Origin of the sequence: Mycobacterium sp. IS-1742 (genome assembly GCF_001500125.1) — a bacterium.
Lineage (GTDB): Bacteria > Actinomycetota > Actinomycetes > Mycobacteriales > Mycobacteriaceae > Mycobacterium.
In genome coordinates this window covers 333,077-351,089 of record NZ_LQIV01000012.1, presented here as the reverse complement: position 1 = coordinate 351,089, position 18,013 = coordinate 333,077, and the positions used below count along the sequence as shown (strand labels likewise).

Annotated in this window: 16 protein-coding genes; 11 read left to right on the top strand and 5 right to left on the bottom strand. The window is 71.2% G+C overall.

Features of this window, described 5'->3' with window-relative positions; genetic code table 11:
• The first annotated feature begins 4 nt into the window (after window positions 1-4).
• Window positions 5-1,402, top strand: coding sequence for a class II 3-deoxy-7-phosphoheptulonate synthase (locus AU196_RS10175; protein WP_059094922.1), 1,398 nt, complete (start codon window positions 5-7; stop codon window positions 1,400-1,402).
• On the opposite strand, the gene AU196_RS10170 is transcribed toward AU196_RS10175, so the two are convergent.
• Window positions 1,399-2,595, bottom strand: coding sequence for a protein kinase domain-containing protein (locus tag AU196_RS10170; protein ID WP_059094921.1), 1,197 nt, complete (start codon window positions 2,593-2,595; stop codon window positions 1,399-1,401). The genes AU196_RS10175 and AU196_RS10170 overlap by 4 nt on opposite strands.
• 35 nt (window positions 2,596-2,630) lie before the next feature.
• On the opposite strand from AU196_RS10170, the gene AU196_RS10165 reads away from it, so the two are divergent.
• A complete protein-coding gene (locus AU196_RS10165) occupies window positions 2,631-3,035 on the top strand; it encodes an Rv2175c family DNA-binding protein (protein WP_059094920.1) in 405 nt (134 codons plus the stop codon).
• A 10-nt stretch (window positions 3,036-3,045) separates the two neighbouring features.
• Here AU196_RS10165 and AU196_RS10160 read toward each other — a convergent pair whose 3' ends face one another.
• Genes AU196_RS10160 through AU196_RS10145 form a run of 4 tightly spaced genes read right to left on the bottom strand, consistent with a single transcriptional unit; the run spans window position 3,046 to window position 6,972 of the window.
• Window positions 3,046-4,563, bottom strand: a complete 1,518-nt coding sequence (locus AU196_RS10160; protein ID WP_059094919.1) for an alpha-(1->6)-mannopyranosyltransferase A — start codon at window positions 4,561-4,563, stop codon at window positions 3,046-3,048.
• 2 nt (window positions 4,564-4,565) lie between these two features.
• Window positions 4,566-5,645, bottom strand: a complete 1,080-nt coding sequence (gene idsA2, locus AU196_RS10155) for a bifunctional (2E,6E)-farnesyl/geranyl diphosphate synthase (RefSeq protein WP_059094918.1) — start codon at window positions 5,643-5,645, stop codon at window positions 4,566-4,568.
• A 2-nt stretch (window positions 5,646-5,647) separates the two neighbouring features.
• Window positions 5,648-6,352, bottom strand: a complete 705-nt coding sequence (locus AU196_RS10150; RefSeq protein ID WP_059094917.1) for an LppM family (lipo)protein — start codon at window positions 6,350-6,352, stop codon at window positions 5,648-5,650.
• Window positions 6,353-6,378: 26 nt separating this feature from the next.
• Window positions 6,379-6,972, bottom strand: coding sequence for a GNAT family N-acetyltransferase (locus AU196_RS10145; protein ID WP_059094916.1), 594 nt, complete (start codon window positions 6,970-6,972; stop codon window positions 6,379-6,381).
• A 225-nt stretch (window positions 6,973-7,197) separates the two neighbouring features.
• On the opposite strand from AU196_RS10145, the gene AU196_RS10140 reads away from it, so the two are divergent.
• The 9 genes from AU196_RS10140 (at window position 7,198) to murD (ending at window position 18,011) form a co-directional block, all read left to right on the top strand.
• A complete protein-coding gene (locus AU196_RS10140) occupies window positions 7,198-7,608 on the top strand; it encodes an SCO2097 family morphological protein (protein ID WP_059094915.1) in 411 nt (136 codons plus the stop codon).
• 297 nt (window positions 7,609-7,905) lie between these two features.
• The gene (gene mraZ / locus AU196_RS10135) at window positions 7,906-8,337 is read left to right on the top strand and encodes a division/cell wall cluster transcriptional repressor MraZ (protein ID WP_059087497.1); all 432 of its coding nucleotides are present in this window, start codon (window positions 7,906-7,908) and stop codon (window positions 8,335-8,337) included.
• Entirely contained in the window at window positions 8,312-9,424 is a 1,113-nt protein-coding gene (gene rsmH, locus AU196_RS10130; RefSeq protein WP_502687233.1) for a 16S rRNA (cytosine(1402)-N(4))-methyltransferase RsmH, read from the top strand. Before mraZ ends, rsmH begins: the two co-directional genes overlap by 26 nt.
• Window positions 9,421-10,461 (top strand): cell division protein FtsL, encoded by a 1,041-nt coding sequence (gene ftsL, locus AU196_RS10125; RefSeq protein WP_059094913.1) that lies wholly within the window; start codon window positions 9,421-9,423, stop codon window positions 10,459-10,461. Before rsmH ends, ftsL begins: the two co-directional genes overlap by 4 nt.
• Window positions 10,458-12,386, top strand: a complete 1,929-nt coding sequence (locus AU196_RS10120; protein WP_059094912.1) for a peptidoglycan D,D-transpeptidase FtsI family protein — start codon at window positions 10,458-10,460, stop codon at window positions 12,384-12,386. Before ftsL ends, AU196_RS10120 begins: the two co-directional genes overlap by 4 nt.
• Before the next feature lie 43 nt (window positions 12,387-12,429).
• The gene (locus AU196_RS10115) at window positions 12,430-13,953 is read left to right on the top strand and encodes a UDP-N-acetylmuramoyl-L-alanyl-D-glutamate--2,6-diaminopimelate ligase (protein ID WP_059094971.1); all 1,524 of its coding nucleotides are present in this window, start codon (window positions 12,430-12,432) and stop codon (window positions 13,951-13,953) included.
• Entirely contained in the window at window positions 13,950-15,443 is a 1,494-nt protein-coding gene (locus AU196_RS10110) for a UDP-N-acetylmuramoyl-tripeptide--D-alanyl-D-alanine ligase (RefSeq protein ID WP_059094911.1), read from the top strand. Before AU196_RS10115 ends, AU196_RS10110 begins: the two co-directional genes overlap by 4 nt.
• Entirely contained in the window at window positions 15,440-16,519 is a 1,080-nt protein-coding gene (gene mraY, locus AU196_RS10105; RefSeq protein ID WP_059094910.1) for a phospho-N-acetylmuramoyl-pentapeptide-transferase, read from the top strand. Before AU196_RS10110 ends, mraY begins: the two co-directional genes overlap by 4 nt.
• Window position 16,520: 1 nt before the next feature.
• The gene (gene murD / locus AU196_RS10100) at window positions 16,521-18,011 is read left to right on the top strand and encodes a UDP-N-acetylmuramoyl-L-alanine--D-glutamate ligase (RefSeq protein ID WP_059094909.1); all 1,491 of its coding nucleotides are present in this window, start codon (window positions 16,521-16,523) and stop codon (window positions 18,009-18,011) included.
• Window positions 18,012-18,013: the final 2 nt, after the last annotated feature.

The window sequence follows — 18,013 nt, the reverse complement described above, 5'->3', positions numbered from 1 at the left end:
ACGGGTGAACTGGACCGTCGACATCCCCATCGACCAGCTCCCGGACCTGCCGCCCCTGCCGGACGAGCTGCGTCACCGCCTCGATTCCGCGCTGGCCAAGCCGGCGGTACAGCAGCCGAGCTGGGACGCCGACGCCGCGAAGGCCATGCGCACGGTCCTCGAGAGCGTCCCGCCGGTCACGGTGCCCTCGGAGATCGAGAAGCTCAAGGGGCTGCTCGCCGACGTCGCGCGGGGCGAGGCGTTCCTGCTGCAGGGCGGCGACTGCGCCGAGACGTTCGTCGACAACACCGAACCACACATCCGCGCCAACATCCGCACCCTGCTGCAGATGGCGGTCGTGCTCACCTACGGCGCGAGCATGCCGGTGGTCAAGGTGGCGCGCATCGCCGGGCAGTACGCCAAACCGCGCTCGTCAGACGTCGACGCCCTCGGGCTCAAGTCCTACCGCGGCGACATGATCAACGGGTTCGCCCCCGACGCCGCCGCACGCCAGCACGACCCGTCGCGTCTCGTGCGGGCCTACGCGAACGCCAGCGCCGCAATGAACCTGGTGCGGGCCCTCACCTCGTCGGGGATGGCGTCGCTGCAGAGTGTGCACGACTGGAACCGCGAGTTCGTGCGAACCTCCCCGGCCGGGGCCCGGTACGAGGCGCTGGCCGGCGAGATCGACCGCGGCCTGCGCTTCATGGGCGCCTGCGGGGTCGACGACATCAACCTGCAGACCGCCGAGATCTTCGCCAGCCACGAAGCGCTGGTGCTCGACTACGAACGGGCCATGCTCCGGCTGTCGACGGAGTTCCCGGCCCACGATCCGGAGCCGCGGCTCTACGACCTGTCCGCGCACTACGTGTGGATCGGCGAACGCACCCGCCAGCTCGACGGCGCGCACATCGCGTTCGTCGAGACCATCGCCAACCCCATCGGGATCAAGCTCGGGCCGACGACCACACCCGAGCTGGCCGTCGAGTACGTCGAGCGGCTCGATCCGCAGAACCAGCCCGGCCGGCTGACCCTGGTCACCCGGATGGGCAACAGCAAGGTGCGCGACCTGCTGCCGCCGATCATCGAGAAGGTGGAGGCCAGCGGCCACCAGGTGATCTGGCAGTGCGATCCGATGCACGGCAACACCCACGAGTCCTCGACCGGGTACAAGACCCGCCACTTCGACCGCATCGTCGACGAGGTGCAGGGCTTCTTCGAGGTGCACCGCGCCCTGGGCACCCATCCGGGTGGCATCCACGTCGAGATCACCGGTGAGAACGTCACCGAATGCCTCGGTGGCGCCCAGGACATCTCTGACAGCGATCTGGCCGGGCGGTACGAGACCGCCTGCGATCCGCGGATGAACACCCAGCAGAGCCTTGAGCTCGCGTTCCTCGTCGCGGAGATGCTGCGCGACTAGAACAGGTTCGCGACGTTGCTGCCGAGCGCCCATGCGCCTGCGGCGAGTAGACCGGCGAGCGTGATGACCGCGACGACCCAGAACAGCAGCGCGCGCTTGGCCCGCTGCCGGGCCCAGTAGAACTCGTCGATGTCGATTCCCGCGAATCGCCCTGCCGGATAGTCGATCTCACCCGAGTCGCGGGTGAACACCCGGGTGTGCTGACGCGGCGGGGCCGCGGGCGCACGTGTGGTCGTGTCCGTGGTGGCCTGCTGCCCGTGCAGTTGGCTGTGGTAGAGCACCGCCGACGCGTGCTGGGCGGAGTGCCGCGGCGCGGGCACCCGGAACGGCGGCAACCGCAGTTCCTCGGCGATCTCCTCCAGGTCCTCGCCCATGTCGAGCGCGTCGGCGTAGCGGCCCGCCGGGTCGCGGGCGGTGGCGCGCAGCACCAGGTCGTCGAATTGCGCTGGCACACCGGCGATCACCGAACTCGGCGGCGGCACGTCGTTGTCCATGCGCTGATACGCCACCGCGAGGGCGCTGTCCCCGGTGAACGGGGTGACGCCGGTGAGCAGTTCGAAGGCCATGACGCCGACGGAGTACACATCGCTGCGCGGGCCGGCGTTGCCGGTGCCGACCTGTTCGGGGGACAGATACGCCGCCGTGCCGAGAATGACGCTCGTGGAGGTGATCTTGGCTTCCGCGACGGCTCGGACCAGGCCGAAGTCGGCGATCTTGACCTCACCGTCGTCGGAGATGAGCACGTTCTCCGGTTTGACGTCGCGGTGCACCAGCCCGGCGCGGTGCGCCACGGCCAACCCCGACAGCACGGGCGCCAGCACCGCGGCCGCGGCGTGCGGCGGCATGGGGCCGCGTTCGCGCAACAGTTCCCGCAGCGTGCCGCCCTCGACGAGTTCCATGACCAGGAACGGATACTGGCCGTCGATGCCCTGGTCGTAGACGGCCACCAGCCCGGGGTCCTTGAGCCGCGCCACCGCCCGCGCCTCCCGCTGGAAGCGGGTGAGGAACTGCTGGTCCCCGGAGTAGCGCGGGTCCATCACCTTCAGCGCGACGGGCCGGTCCAGGCGGACGTCGAGCCCCCGGTACACCGTGGACATGCCGCCGGTGGCGATCTGCGTGTCGACGCGGTAACGGCCGTCGAGTACGGCGCCGACGAGCGGGTCCGACTGCGGGTAGGCCTCCACCGAAGACATGTTACGAGTCGCGCCGGTGGCCCTAGACTCAGTGCGTGAGCAGTATTCCGGCGGCGGACGACGTCCTCGACCCCGATGAACCCGTCTACGACCTGCCCACGGTCGCCGACCTGCTCGGCATACCGGTGACGCGGGTCCACCATCTCCTGCGGCAGCGCCAGTTGCTCGCCGTGCGGCGCGAGGGGAAGTTCGTGGTGCCGCAGATGTTCTTCGACCGCCATGGTCACGTGGTGAAGCCGTTGCCCGGACTGCTCGTGGTGCTGCGCGACGGCGGCTACCGCGACAACGAGATCGTCCGGTGGCTGTTCACCCCGGACCCCTCGCTGACCATCAGCCGGGACGGGTCCACCGAACAGATCGCCAACGCCAGGCCGGTCGACGCGCTGCACTCGCACCAGGCCCGAGAGGTGCTCCGGCGGGCCCAGGCTCTGGCCTACTGACCGCCCGCGGTCACGGCATGACCGCCCGCTCGCCCGGCTCGACCTTCGCCAGCGAATACCAGGCCAGAACCGCGCATGCCGCGGCGAGCAGGACGTGCAACCACGAGTACATGCCGTGCGCCCCATCGGGTTTGAAGATCACCATGATCCAGGTGGAGAACCCGGCGATCAGCGCGACCGACCGCCTCGACTGGGCCAGCGCGGAGACCACCGCCAACGGCCAGGTGTAGTACCAGGGCAGTGCGGCGGGCACGAACAGCACGACCACGAGCATCACCGATGCGATGCCGACCAGCGCTTCGCGGTCGTCGTGCCGGAACCGCCACCACAGCAGCGGAAGCGCGACCACGATGATCGTCAGGCCGATGATGCGGGTGACGTCGATGACGGCGTAGAAGTTCACCGGCAGGAACAGCCCCACCACGGCGTTGGTCAGGTTCGCCACCGCGGTCGGCACCGTCAGCCAGTTGATGATCTTGACGTTCCCGGCCGCCAGCGCGGTCAGCCAGCCCAGGCCGACCCCCGCGACCCAGGACAGCACCGCGAACGTGGCGACGAAGATCAGCAGCGCCGCGGCGGTCGCGGTCGCGAAAGCCCGCGGTGCGCCGTAGCCGCGGCGCGCGCGTAGCTGGCGCATCCAGATCCACACGGTGAACGGCAGCGCCAGCCCGGCGGTCGCCTTCACCGCGACCGCGACGACGATCACCGCGACACCGGCCGCGGGGCGCCCGTTCAGGAGCAGCGCCAGCCCGGCCATCATCAACCCGACCATCAACATCTCGTTGTGGACGCCGCCCATGAGGTGGATGATCACCAGCGGGTTGAGTACGCAGATCCACAGCGCCGCAGCGCCGCTCGCGCCGACGTGGCGGGCCACCCGCGGCGCCGCCCAGATCAGCAGGATCAGGCCCGGCAGCATGCACAGCCGCAGCAGCATCGTGCCGGCCACCACGTGTTCGCCGACGATCATGGTGACGAACTTCGCGACCATGATGAACGCCGGTCCGTACGGTGCCGTGGTGGTGGTCCAGATCGGGCTGACGTCGTCGAGCAACGGGTTCGGGTTGGCGATCGGACCGACGACGTAGGGGTCGAAACCGTCGCGCAGCAGCGCCCCCTGCGCCAGGTACGAGTAGGTGTCGCGGCTGAACACCGGGACGCTCAGCAGCAGCGGCGCCAGCCAGAACCCCGTCGTCGCGACCATGGTGTATTCGTCGGCGGTCCGGTCCACGACCCGGCGGCCCAGCCACAGCCAGGCCGCCAGCATGATCGCCACGCCACCCCACAGCAGCAGCGAGGACAGCACCAGGCCGTGGCCGAAGCGCAGCCACGACAGGTGCAGCGATTCGAGCAGCGGATCGTGCACCCGGGTGCTGCCCGCGCCGAGCCCGCCGGCCGTGATGAGCACCGCGCCCACGAAACCGAGCAGCGCGGGTCTGGCGGACGGCGACGTGGCGAACGCGACCAGCCTCGAGAGGTGTTGCGTCACGCCGCGTTTGGGCGTCTCGGTCGGAGTGGGTGTGACCATGCTCAGGCGGACCGGTTGGCGGCCAATCTGGCGAGTTCGGTCAGGCCGGCCTTGGCCTGCGGGTCGATCGGGGCGGCGTCGAGCGCCTCGAGTGAGCGGCGGGTGAGCAGCTCGATGCGTTCCTCGACCGCCGCGAGCGCACCGACCGACTCGATGGCCGAGCACAGGTCACGCACCTGCGCCTCGCTGAGCTCGGTGCCGATCGACGAGCGCAGCAGCGCGGCCGTGTCGGGATCGGTCTTGTCGGCGAGTTCGACCGCCTCGGCCAGCAGCACGGTGCGCTTACCCGACCGCAGGTCGTCGCCGGAGGGTTTACCGGTGACCGCCGGATCCCCGAACACGCCGAGGACGTCGTCGCGCAGCTGGAAGGCGACCCCGATGTCGGTGCCGACCTGGTGGAAGATCTCCTGCACCTCGGGCCGGTCGGCGGCCGCGGCGGCACCGAGCTGTAGCGGCCGCGACACCGTGTATGAGGCGGTCTTGTAGGTGTTCACCGTCATCGCCGAGGCGACCGTGTCGGCCCCGCTGGCTTCGGCGGCGATGTCGAGGAACTGGCCGCCGAGCACCTCGGTCCGGATGTCGGCCCACACCCGTTGCACGCGGCGGTGGGCGTCGAGGGGCAGGTCGACCGAGGCGACGATGTCGTCGGCCCACACCAGCGACAGGTCACCGGCGAGGATCGCCGCGGACAGGCCGAACTGTTCGGACGACCCGTGCCACCCCTTCTCGGCGTGGCGGTCGGCGAAGAGCCGGTGCACGGTCGGCAACCCGCGGCGGGTGGCCGAGGCGTCGATCACGTCGTCGTGCACCAGCGCGCAGGCGTGCAGGAGTTCCAGGGCGGAGAACAGCAGCAGCACACCGCTGTCGGCGGGACGGTCGGCCACCGCCCGCCACCCCCAGTACGCAAAGGCCGGGCGCAGGCGTTTACCGCCCCGCAGGACGAACTCCTCGAGGGCGGCGGTCAGCTCCGCGTAGTCGGAACCGATGTAGGCGGCGTCGCGCCGGCGGGTGGACAGGTAGTCCCGCAACTGCTCGGTGACGGCCCCGGCCAGCTCGGCGGCGCTCGGAGCCGTGGCATCCACGCTCAGTGGGTGCCCCTTTCGTCGTTCGTGTACGGGTCGGCGAGGGTGGGGGAGCGGTCCCGGCTGGTCCACGCCAGACCGCCGATGATCCCGGCCACCACCAGCGTGGCCACCGTCAGCCAGATGGCCGCGGTGGTGAACGACCGTGCGCTGGGATCGGTGTAGCGCGCCTGGGCGTTCAGCGTCGACACCACACCCGGGTTGAGTTTCCACTCCACGACCTCGGAGCTGACCTGGTCGCCGTTGGTCGAGGTCACCTCGCCGGGGAACGCGACCGACAGCGACACGTCGGCCTGCGGATCGCTCACCGACGTCAGGTCCACGCGGCCCTCGAGAATCACCAGATCACCCGCGCGGCGCAGAGAGATGTCCACGCCTGCGGCGTCGCGGTTCATGTTCGCCAGCTGCGGCAACTCGGCGAAGGTGAGGTCGGAGAACACCGCCTGGGAGCCCACGTAGTCGTCGCGGTTGTAGTCCGAGACCGCGACCTTGGTGGCGAAGGGCAGGTTGTTCAGCAGCTGCGGGCCCTTGTCGTCGGGTCCGCGGGGTTTGGTCGCGGTGACGATCTGGCCGGACACCCGGTCGTCGGGGGACACGGTGATCGAGGCCCGGACCCGCACACACCCCACCACCATGGGCAGCATCAGCAACAGCAGAACCCAGGCCACCAGGCGGGTGCGTTGTGGTCGGGCGAGCACGGAGGTCATCGGGGGTCATCGTGCCAGATGCGGGTCTACAGCGGCAGTGCGCGGCCCAGGATCGCGAAGGCCCTCGGGTCGCCCGCGAAGTGGTAGCCGCGGATGACGTCGGAGAAACCGAGCCTGCGGTAGAGCCGCCAGGCCCGGTTGGCCTCGCCGTTGATCTCGGGCGTGGAGAGCAGGACGTGCTTCTCGGCGCGGTCGCTGAGCAGCCGGCGGGCCAGGCCCTCGCCGAGGCCGCGGCCCTGCGCATGCGGCGCGATGTGCAGTTCGGTCAGCTCGAAATAGTCGTTCATCAACTCCTCGATGCGGGCCGGTTCGGCCCCGACGCGCTTGAGCCCGGCCACCACCTGCTGCTGCCACCACTGGTCGGGAGCCCCGCAGTAGCCGTACGCGACCCCGAGCAGCGGCGCGCCGCGCAGATCCTCCGGCGTGTCGGGCTCGCCGGTGGGCGGTTCGACGGCGGCCACGGCCTTCCATCCCTGCCGCCGGGTGTGCTCGATCCACATCGAGGCGCGCTGGTCCTCCGTCCCGCGCGGATAGCGCATGGCATCGACGTAGATACCGAGCGCCTCGCCGAGTCGGCGCTCCATGTCGGTCGGCGACAGATCGATGAGATGCGGCGCCAATGTCGTTGCCCTTCGGTCCGTCGCGCGGGAGTGTGCACAAGAGTCGTCGGTCCCCATTATCTCCGCGGACAGGCGGTGTCATTCGAGGGGCGGCAGAGGTCATACAATCGTGGGGCGAAGTAGGTGGTACGGCTCAGATCGACCTCGTATCATGACGGTTAGAGGTCCGTGAACGCGGGCACGCACGAGTTTGAACGAACGGCCGCAGGCGGCGAGGAGGGACGAATGCCACTCTCCGATCATGAGCAGCGCATGCTCGATCAGATCGAGAGCGCGCTCTATGCCGAGGATCCCAAATTCGCGTCGAGTGTGCGCGGCGGGACTCTGCGAGCGCCGTCGGCCCGCCGCCGGCTACAGGGCGCGGCCCTGTTCGTCGTCGGGCTGGCGATGCTGGTGTCCGGTGTCGCGTTCAAGGCGACCATGATCGGAAGCTTCCCGATCCTTTCGGTGATCGGGTTCATCGTGATGTTCGGAGGCGTGGTCTTCGCGATCACCGGCCCGCGGGTGACCGGCGGCCGGGACCGCTCGGCGCCGCCCGCCGGCGGTGGCGCGCGCCAGAAGCGGTCGAAGGGTTCGAGTGGTGGTTCGTTCACCAGCCGGATGGAGGACCGTTTCCGCCGGCGCTTCGACGAGTAGTCGCTGACACGCTGAAAGGGGTGGCCCCGAGTGGGGCTGCCCCTTTTTTCGTGGCTCCGGCCGGGTGAGTTCCCCCCACAACGCCCCACCTCCCTTTCCTGCGGGTTGACCTGCGCTTTCGCGCGGGTCGACACCGCCGCTGCGGTCCGAAATCTGCCAACGACCCGCCTCGGAACCCGACGAAGTGGGGCATCGGGGCAATTGGGCGCCGAGCAATGGCGCAAAGTGGGGGATTGTGGGGTAAAGTGGCGTGCAGCGGAGCGACCGGGGCTCCCAGTGGCGCAGGAGGTGGCCAGGATGTTTCTGGGCACCTACACGCCGAAGCTCGACGACAAAGGGCGGCTCACACTGCCCGCCAAGTTCCGCGACGCACTGGCAGGAGGGTTGATGGTCACCAAGAGCCAGGACCACAGCCTCGCCGTCTACCCGCGTGCGGAGTTCGAAGAACTGGCCCGCCGGGCCTCGCAGGCGTCGCGGAGCAATCCGGAAGCACGCGCCTTCCTGCGCAACCTGGCGGCCTCGACCGATGAACAGCATCCCGACGCCCAGGGCCGGATCACGCTGTCGGCCGACCATCGCCGTTACGCAGGCCTGTCCAAGGAGTGTGTGGTGATCGGTTCGGTCGACTACCTCGAGATCTGGGACGCCGCGGCGTGGCAGGAGTACCAGCAGGCCCACGAAGAGAACTTCTCCGCGGCGACTGATGAAACTCTGCGCGACATCATCTGAACCGGCCCGTGCAGCGTGGCCTCTGTCCGAACCGGCCCTGGCGTACTTCCCCGACGCCAGGTCCGCCTCGGACAGGGACCTCGCTGCAGGGGCACACAGCCCGGGGGTGGCGATGGAGCACATTCCGGTCCTCCTGGACCGTTGCGTCGAACTGCTCACCCCCGCACTGACCCGCCGGAATCCCGACGGCAGCGGAGCCGTCCTGGTCGACGCCACACTCGGCGCCGGCGGTCACGCGCACCGTTTCCTGACCGACCTGCCCGGACTGCATCTCATCGGACTCGACCGCGACCCCCAGGCCCTGCAGATCGCCGGCGAGCGGCTCGCGCCCTTCGGTGACCGGGTGTCGCTGGTGCGCACCCGTTACGACGGGATCGACGACGCGCTGGCGCAGACGGGCGTCGATACCGTCAGCGGATTCCTGTTCGACCTCGGGGTGTCGTCCATGCAACTCGACCGCACCGAGCGCGGGTTCTCCTACAGCGCGGACGCCCCGTTGGACATGCGGATGGACAGCGACGCGCCGCTGACGGCGGCCGACGTGGTCAACACGTTCGCGGAGAAGGACATCGCCCGGATCCTGCGGGAATTCGGCGAGGAACGGTTCGCCGGCCGCATCGCCAAGCACATCGTGCGGCGCCGGCCGCTGACCACCACCGGCGAGCTGGTCGAGCTGCTTTACGACGCGATCCCCGCTCCCGCCCGGCGGACCGGCGGGCATCCGGCCAAGCGCACCTTCCAGGCCCTGCGGATCGCGGTCAACAGTGAGCTCGACTCGCTGCGCGCGGCGATGCCCGCCGCGCTGGCCGCCCTCGAACCCGGCGGCCGGATCGTCGTGATGGCCTACCAGTCGCTGGAGGACCGCATCGTCAAGACCGAGTTCGCCGCGGCGACCGCGTCGCGCACACCGCCCGGCCTGCCCGTCGAACTGCCCGGCCACGAACCCGGGTTCGTCGCGCTCACCCGCGGGGCCGAACGGGCCACGCCCGAGGAGATCGAACGCAATCCGCGCAGCGCGCCCGTGCGGTTGCGCGCACTGGAGAAGGTCGCAGGCAGGCCGGAAACGGCCAGGAGGGACGCCCGATGAAGGCAAAGCGATCTGCACCCGTGCGCGGTGACGAACGACGGCGGGCGCCCCGCCAGCCGGTGCGCAAGGCGCCCCGCCGGGCCGTCGAGGCGGCTCCGCGTCGGGGTAGGCCGACCCGTGACTCGCGATCGGCGCCGCAGACCGCCCCGATCGCGCGGCCCGCGGAGCTGCCGGCGCGCCCGAAGAACGCCAGCCAGGCCAAGGCGCGGGCGAAGGCGCGGAAGGCCAAGGCGCCCAAGGTGGTACGCCCGCCTTTGCGGGAACGGCTGCTGATCAAGCTCTCCTCGATCGAGCTGAACCCGAAGGCGCTGATCGCGCGGGTGCCGTTCGTGGTGCTGGTCATCGGCTCACTCGGCGTGGGGCTCGGCATCACGCTGTGGCTGTCGACCGGCGCGGCCGAACGGTCCTACCAGCTCGGTGCGGCCCGCCAGACGAACCAGGCGCTGGCGCAACAGAAAGAAGCCCTCGAACGCGATGTGCTGGAAGCGCAGGCGGCGCCGGCACTGGCCGAAGCCGCCCGCAATCTGGGCATGATCCCGTCGCGCGACACCGCTCACCTGGTGCAGGACCCGGCGGGTAACTGGGTGGTGGTCGGAACGCCGAAGCCGGCCGAGGGGGTGCCGCCGCCGCCGCTGAACACCCCGATCCCCGACGTGGTGCCGTCGCCCGCCCCTCCGCGGCCCGCAGCCCCGGCCGCCGCCCCCCGGGTGGTCGATCCCCGAGAGGTCCCCGTCCGCGTCACCACCCGTCCGCAGGCCGCCTCTCCGCAGGCAGCACTCCCGCAGGGTGAGGCACCGCACCTGGCCCCCGGCGCCCAGCCGCCGGCGCCGGGTCCGGTTGCCGCGCCGATGGATTCGGCCCCAGCCGCTCCCGTACCGGCGCCCGCACCGATGGCGGCGCCGCCGCCGGTCGCCGCCCCCGGGGGCCCTGTCGCCCCTGTGGTCCCGGTGGTGCCTGAAGCGCCGCCGGTTGCGGTGCCCGCCCTTGATCACCTCGCCGCGCCGCAGGCGCCCGTGCCGGCCGGACCGCCGGCATGAGCGCCCGCCGCGATCCGCAGGGCGGCGCGCCGCGCCGCACCCGCAAGCCGAAAGGCGCTCCGGCCCAGGGCCGCCCGGCCAAGGCCCGGCGTACCCGCAAGGCGGTCGCCGGCGAAGCCGGCCTGCGCAGTTCGTCGTTCGTGTTCCGGCACCGCGCAGGCAACGCGGTGATGCTGGTGCTGCTGCTGGTCGCCGGCGTTCAGCTGTTCAACCTGCAGGTGCCGCGCGCCGAGGGGTTGCGCGCGGAGGCGGCCGGCCAGCTCAAGGTCACCGATGTACATAAGGCGGTGCGCGGCAGCATCGTCGACCGCAACGAGGACAAGCTCGCGTTCACGATCGAGGCGCGGGCCCTGACGTTCCAGCCGGTCAAGGTCCGCAAGCAACTCGAGGAGGCGCGCGCGAAATCGGAGGAGGCGCCGGACCCCAAACGCCGCCTGGTCGAGATCGCCGACGAGGTCGCCTCGCGGCTCAACAACAAGCCCGATGCGACAACCGTTCTGCGCAAACTGAACAGCAACGAGACGTTCGTCTACCTGGCGCGCGCCGTCGACCCGGTGATCTCCGATGCGATCACCGAGAAGTTCCCCGAGGTCGGTTCGGAACGCCAGGACATCCGCCAGTACCCGGGTGGCTCGCTGGCGGCCAACATCGTCGGCGGCATCGACTGGGACGGCCACGGCCTGCTGGGCCTGGAGGACTCGCTCGACGCCGTCCTGGCCGGCACGGACGGTTCGGTCACCTACGACCGGGGTTCCGACGGTGTGGTGATCCCGGGTAGCTACCGCAACCGCCACGACGCGGTCAACGGGTCGACCGTGCAGCTGACCATCGACGACGACATCCAGTTCTACGTCCAGCAGCAGGTCCAGCTGGCCAAGGACGCCTCCGGCGCCAAGAACGTCTCGGCCGTCGTGCTCGATGCGAAAACCGCCGAGGTGCTGGCGATGTCGAACGACAGTACGTTCGACCCCAGCCAGGACATCGGCCGTCAGGAGAAGCGCCAGATCGGCAATCTGCCGGTGTCCTCGCCGTTCGAGCCCGGGTCGGTCAACAAGATCGTCACCGCCGCCGCGGCGATCGAATACGGGCTGACCAACCCCGACGAGGTGCTGCAGGTCCCCGGCTCCATCCACATGGGTGGCGTCACGGTCAACGACGCGTGGAACCACGGCGTCATGCCGTACACCACCACCGGCGTGTTCGGGAAGTCGTCGAACGTCGGCACGCTGATGCTCGCCGAACGCGTCGGCAAGGAGCGGTACGCCGACATGCTGAAGAAGTTCGGTCTGGGCCAGCGCACCGGCGTCGGCCTGCCGGGTGAGAGCGCGGGTCTGGTCCCGCCGATCCATCAGTGGTCGGGCAGCTCGTTCGCCAACCTGCCCATCGGGCAGGGCCTTTCGATGACGCTGCTGCAGATGGCGGGCATGTACCAGGCGATGGCCAACGACGGTGTGCGCGTCCCGCCGCGCGTCGTCAAGGCGACCATCGCCCCCGACGGCACCCGCACCGAAGAGGAGCGGCCCGAAGGGATTCGGGTGGTGTCGCCGCAGACGGCGCAGACCGTGCGCAACATGTTCCGCTCGGTCGTCCAGCGCGATCCGATGGGCGAGCAGCAGGGCACCGGACCCGCGGCCGCGGTCGAGGGCTACCAGATCGCCGGTAAGACCGGCACCGCACAGCAGATCAACCCCGCCTGCGGCTGCTACTACAGCGACGTCTACTGGATCACCTTCGCGGGCATGGCCACCGTCGACGACCCGCGCTACGTCATCGGGATCATGATGGACGCCCCGCACCGCGCCGCCGACGGCTCGCCCGGCTCCTCGGCCGCGCCCCTGTTCCACAACATCGCCTCGTGGCTGTTGCAGCGGGAGAACGTGCCGCTGTCACCGCCCGGCACGCCGCTGACGCTGCAGGCGACCTGACCGACGAGGCGGGCCGACCGGGGCTCGGTACTGTGTCATGGCCATGAAGCTGCGCCCCAGCCATCCCGTCGGACACGCGCTCGGTGCCCTCGCCGAGCAGGTCCACGCGGTTCCCGCCCCCGGATTCCCGGTGCCCGACATCCGGGTCACCGGGGTGACGCTGCGCGGTCAGGACGCCCTGCCCGGCGACCTGTTCGCCGCACTGCCCGGATCCTCCGCGCACGGTGCGCGATTCGTCGCCGACGCCGTCGCAGGCGGTGCGGTGGCCGTGCTCACCGACGCCGTCGGGGCGGTCATGCTGGGCGCCGACCCCGCGGTCCCGGTGCTCGTCCACCCGGATCCCCGCGCCGTGCTCGGAGAGGTCGCGTCGACGGTGTACGGCCACCCGTCGCGGCACCTGCGAGTCGTCGGCGTGACCGGCACCTCCGGCAAGACCACCACCACCTACCTGGTCGAGGCCGGGTTGCGGGCGGCCGAGCGGGTCGCCGGCCTGATCGGCACGGTCGGCATCCGCATCGACGGGCGCGACCAGCCCAGCGCGCTGACCACCCCCGAGGCGCCTGATCTGCAGGCGCTGCTGGCCGTGATGGTCGAACAGGGCGCCGACACCGTCGTCATGGAGGTGTCCAGCCACGCCCTGACCCTCGGCCGGGTCGACGGGGTGCGCTTCGCGGCGGGCGGGTTCACCAACCTCTCGCGCGACCACCTGGACTTCCACCCCACGATGGAGGACTACTTCGAGGCCAAGGCGCGCCTGTTCGACCCGCAGTCGAGCGCGCACGCCGCGATCTCGGTGGTGTGCGTCGACGACGACGCCGGCCGGGCGATGGCCACCCGGGCCGACCGCGCGGTGACCGTCAGCGCCACCGGCAGACCCGCGGACTGGCGGGCCGAGGACATCCGCACGGTCGAGGCGGGCGCGCAGGAATTCGTCGCCGTCGACCCGGCGGGCGTGCACCACGGCCTGCGCATCGGGTTGCCCGGGCACTACAACGTGGCGAACTGTCTGCTGGCCACCGCGTTGCTGGACGCCGTCGATGTGTCACCCGAACAGGCCGCGCCGGGGCTGCGCACCGCGACCGTTCCCGGCCGGCTGGAGGCCGTCGACCGCGGTCAGGACTTCCTCGCGCTGGTGGACTACGCGCACAAGCCGGGTGCGCTGCGCGCGGTGCTCGAGACGCTGCGCGGCCAGAGCGCCGGTGGGCGGCTGGCCGTGGTGTTCGGCGCGGGCGGCAACCGCGACGCAGGCAAACGGGAGCCGATGGGGCAGGTCGCGGCCGAACTCGCCGACCTGGTCGTCGTCACCGACGACAACCCGCGCGACGAGGACCCGGCCGCCATCCGGGCCGCGATCACGGCAGGTGCCCGTGCGGTCGGCGGCGGGGCCGACATCGCCGAGATCGGGGACCGCCGCGAGGCGATCGCCCACGCGGTGCGGTGGGCGCGCTCCGGTGACGTGGTGCTGATCGCGGGCAAGGGCCACGAGACCGGCCAGACCGCGGCCGGCCGGACCCACCCGTTCGACGACCGCGTCGAACTGGCCGAACTGCTGGAGAAGCGCGGGTGATCGAGCTGACCCTGGCCCGGGTGGCCGAGATCGTCGGCGGCACGCTCGCCGACATCACCCCCGAGGAGGCCGCCGCGACCCGGATCACCGGAACCGTGGAATTCGACTCACGCGCCGGCACGGCGGGCGGGCTGTTCCTGGCGCTGCCCGGCGCCCGATCCGACGGCCACGACTTCGCGCCCGCTGCGGTCGCCGCGGGCGCTGCGGCGGTACTGGCCGCCCGTCCGGTCGGGGTGCCCGCGGTCATCGCGCCTCCCGCCGAGGGGCCCGAGGGCGCCGGGGTGCTCGAACACGACACCGACGGCGCGGGCGCCGCGGTGCTGGCCGCGCTGGCCCGCCTCGCCGCCGCAGTCGCCGCCGAACTGGTCGAGGGCGGGCTACGGATCGTCGGCATCACGGGATCGTCGGGGAAGACCTCGACGAAGGATCTGGTGGCCGCCGTGCTGGCTCCCCTCGGCGAGGTGATCGCCCCGCCGGGCTCGTTCAACAACGAACTCGGGCACCCGTGGACGGTGCTGCGCGCCGACCGGTCCACCGACTTCCTCGTCCTCGAGATGTCGGCGCGGCATCCGGGCAACATCGCCGCGCTGGCCCGGATCGCCACGCCGTCGATCGCGGTGGTGCTCAACGTGGGCACCGCCCACCTGGGCGAGTTCGGCTCGCGCGAAGCCATTGCCGCAACGAAATCCGAACTGCCGCAGTCAGTTCCGGCCTCGGGCGTGGTGATCCTCAATGCCGACGATCACGCGGTCGCCGCGATGGCGGACACGACCGCGGCCCGGGTGGTGCGGGTGTCGCGCGAACCCGGCGCCGACCTCTGGGCGGACGCGGTGACCCTCGACGAACTGGCCCGGCCACGCTTCACGCTGCACGCGGCGGGTGGCCAGGTTCCGGTGAGCCTGGCGGTGCACGGCGACCACCAGGTGTCCAACGCGCTGTGCGCGGCCGCGGTTGCGCTGGAATGCGGGGCCACCCTCGACCAGGTCGCGGCGGCGCTCGCCGGAGCCGGTCCGGTGTCGCGACACCGCATGCAGGTCACGACCCGCGAGGACGGCGTCACCGTGGTCAACGACGCCTACAACGCCAACCCGGACTCCATGCGGGCCGGGCTCAAGGCGCTGGCATGGATGAGTGGGCGCGGCACGGCCAAACGCCGCAGCTGGGCGGTGCTCGGCGAAATGGCCGAGCTCGGCGACGACTCGATATCGGAGCACGACGCTGTCGGCCGGCTGGCGGTGCGCTTAGATGTGTCTCGACTCATCGTCGTCGGAACCGGGAGGTCAGCGAGCGCCATGCATCAGGGGGCGGTCATGGAGGGATCCTGGGGGGCGGAGGCCACCCGGGTCGATGACGCCGACGCCGCGCTGGCGCTGTTGAGCGACGAACTGCAGCCCGGCGACGTCGTCCTGGTGAAGGCGTCGAACTCGGCGGGCCTCGGTGTGCTCGCCGACGCGCTGGCCGCCGGGGACGACGGGACCGCCGCCCGATGAGGCAGATTCTCATCGCCGTCGGCCTCGCGCTGGCGGTGTCGATCCTGCTGACGCCGGTGCTGATCCGGTTGTTCACCCGGCAGGGCTTCGGCCACGAGATCCGCGAGGACGGCCCGCCGACCCACGCCAAGAAGCGCGGCACCCCGTCGATGGGCGGGGTGGCGATCCTGGCGGGCATCTGGGTCAGCTACCTCGGCACCCACCTGGTCGGCATGGCGCTGGACGGGGAGGGGCCGTCGGCGTCGGGACTGCTGGTCCTCGGCTTGGCCACGGCGCTGGGCATCGTGGGCTTCGTCGACGACCTGATCAAGATTCGCCGGGCCCGCAATCTCGGCCTGAACAAGACCGCCAAGACCGTCGGCATCCTCGCCGCCGCCCTGCTGTTCGGGGTGCTGGCACTGCAGTTCGGCAACGCCGACGGGCTCACCCCGGGTAGTCCGGAACTGTCCTACGTGCGCGAGATCGCCACCGTGACGCTGGCGCCGCTGATCTTCGTGTTGTTCTGCGTCGTGCTCGTCAGCGCCTGGTCCAACGCGGTGAACTTCACCGACGGGCTCGACGGCCTGGCCGCGGGCGCGATGGCGATGGTGTGCGCGGCGTATGTGCTGATCACGTTCTGGCAGTACCGCAACGCCTGCGCGACCAGCCCCGGACTGGGCTGTTACAACGTGCGTGACCCGCTGGATCTCGCGCTGGTCGCCGCGGCCGCCGCGGGCGCCTGCATCGGATTCCTGTGGTGGAACGCCGCCCCGGCGAAGATCTTCATGGGCGACACCGGATCGCTGGCGCTCGGCGGCATCATCGCCGGGCTCTCGGTGACCAGCCGCACCGAGATTCTCGCCGTGGTGCTGGGTGCGCTGTTCGTCGCCGAGGTCACCTCGGTCGTCGTGCAGATCCTGGCGTTCCGCACCACGGGCCGGCGGGTGTTCCGGATGGCGCCGTTCCACCACCACTTCGAACTCGTCGGCTGGGCCGAGACGACCGTGATCATCCGGTTCTGGCTGCTCACCGCAATCGCCTGCGGGCTCGGCGTGGCGCTGTTCTACGGCGAGTGGCTCACCGCCGTCGGGGCCTGAGATGGCCCGTCCCGTCGTCGACCCGCTGACCCCGGGCGCCCGGATACTGGTCACCGGCGCCGGGCTGACCGGCCGCTCGGTCAGCGCCGTGCTCGAGCCCACCGGCGTGCGGCTGACGATCTGCGACGACGACCCGCTGGCGCTGCAGCGCCTGGTCACCCCGGCCACCGTGGTCACCACCGACGAGGCGGTGGCGGCGATCGCCGACTACGCCCTGGTGGTCACCAGCCCGGGATTCCCCCCGACCGCACCGGTGCTCGCCGCGGCCGCGGACGCCGGGGTGCCGATCTGGGGTGACGTCGAACTCGCGTGGCGGCTGGACCGGGCCGGCTGGTTCGGGCCGCCGCGGCGCTGGCTCGTGGTCACCGGCACCAACGGCAAGACCACGACGACGTCGATGCTCTACGCCATCCTGCAGGCGGCGGGCCGCCGCGCGGCGCTGTGCGGCAACATCGGCAACCCGGTGCTCGACGTGCTCGGCGACCCGCCTCGCACGGTAGGCGCGGCTGACGAACCCGAGATCCTGGCCGTGGAACTGTCGAGTTTCCAGCTGCACTGGGCGCCGTCGCTGCGGCCGGACGCCGGTGTCGTGCTCAACGTGGCCGAGGACCATCTCGACTGGCACGGGTCGATGACGGCGTACGCGCGCGACAAGGCCCGGGTGCTCGACGGCCGGGTGGCCGTGGTGGGTCTCGACGACCCGGTGGCCGCCGACCTGCTCACGACCGCGGCCGCGCCGGTGCGGGTGGGGTTCCGGCTCGGTCCGCCGGTGGCCGGCGAACTGGGCGTACAGGACGGCTGGCTCGTCGACAACGCGTTCGCGTCCGGCCTGCGACTCGCGCGCGCCGACGACATCCCGGTCGCCGGCCCGGTCGGGGTGCTCAACGCGTTGGCCGCCGCCGCTCTCGCGCGTGCGGCGGACGTACCCGCCGAGGCGGTGGCCGCGGCGCTGGCGTCGTTCGAGGTCGGTCGGCACCGCGCCGAGGTCGTCGCTGTCGCGGACGGCGTGACCTGGGTCGACGACTCCAAGGCCACCAACCCGCACGCCGCCCGCGCCTCGATCGCTGCCTATCCGCGGGTGGTGTGGATCGCGGGCGGATTGCTCAAGGGTGTGTCGGTGGACGCGCTCGTCGCCGAGGTGGCCGAGCGCCTCGCCGGGGCGGTGCTGATCGGCCGGGACCGCGCCGTGGTCGCCGAGGCGTTATCGCGACACGCGCCCGATGTCCCCGTCGTCGAGCTTGTGACGGGGGAGGATTCTGGGGTGCATGGGACAACTGAGTCAGCTGTGAATCTTGTGACTCGTGTGATCGACACGACGGGTCGATCGCTACCCGATGCGGTGATGAGGGCGGCGGTCGATGCCGCCCGCCACCTCGCCCGCCCGGGCGACGCTGTGCTGCTGGCGCCCGCGGGCGCCTCGTTCGACCAGTTCAGCGGGTACACCCAGCGCGGCGACGCCTTCGCCGCCGCGGTGCGCGCCGACCTCGGATAAGC

Excerpts from the sequence above, each read along its gene's own strand:
- ftsL (WP_059094913.1), top strand. The coding sequence starts at position 9,421 with ATGAAGGCAAAGCGATCTGCACCCGTGCGCGGTGACGAACGACGGCGG.
- AU196_RS10170 (WP_059094921.1), bottom strand. The coding sequence starts at position 2,595 with ATGTCTTCGGTGGAGGCCTACCCGCAGTCGGACCCGCTCGTCGGCGCC.
- AU196_RS10160 (WP_059094919.1), bottom strand. The coding sequence starts at position 4,563 with ATGGTCACACCCACTCCGACCGAGACGCCCAAACGCGGCGTGACGCAA.
- AU196_RS10140 (WP_059094915.1), top strand. The coding sequence starts at position 7,198 with ATGCCACTCTCCGATCATGAGCAGCGCATGCTCGATCAGATCGAGAGC.
- mraZ (WP_059087497.1), top strand. The coding sequence starts at position 7,906 with ATGTTTCTGGGCACCTACACGCCGAAGCTCGACGACAAAGGGCGGCTC.
- mraY (WP_059094910.1), top strand. The coding sequence starts at position 15,440 with ATGAGGCAGATTCTCATCGCCGTCGGCCTCGCGCTGGCGGTGTCGATC.
- murD (WP_059094909.1), top strand. The coding sequence starts at position 16,521 with ATGGCCCGTCCCGTCGTCGACCCGCTGACCCCGGGCGCCCGGATACTG.
- AU196_RS10120 (WP_059094912.1), top strand. The coding sequence starts at position 10,458 with ATGAGCGCCCGCCGCGATCCGCAGGGCGGCGCGCCGCGCCGCACCCGC.
- rsmH (WP_502687233.1), top strand. The coding sequence starts at position 8,312 with ATGAAACTCTGCGCGACATCATCTGAACCGGCCCGTGCAGCGTGGCCT.
- AU196_RS10115 (WP_059094971.1), top strand. The coding sequence starts at position 12,430 with ATGAAGCTGCGCCCCAGCCATCCCGTCGGACACGCGCTCGGTGCCCTC.
- AU196_RS10150 (WP_059094917.1), bottom strand. The coding sequence starts at position 6,352 with ATGACCTCCGTGCTCGCCCGACCACAACGCACCCGCCTGGTGGCCTGG.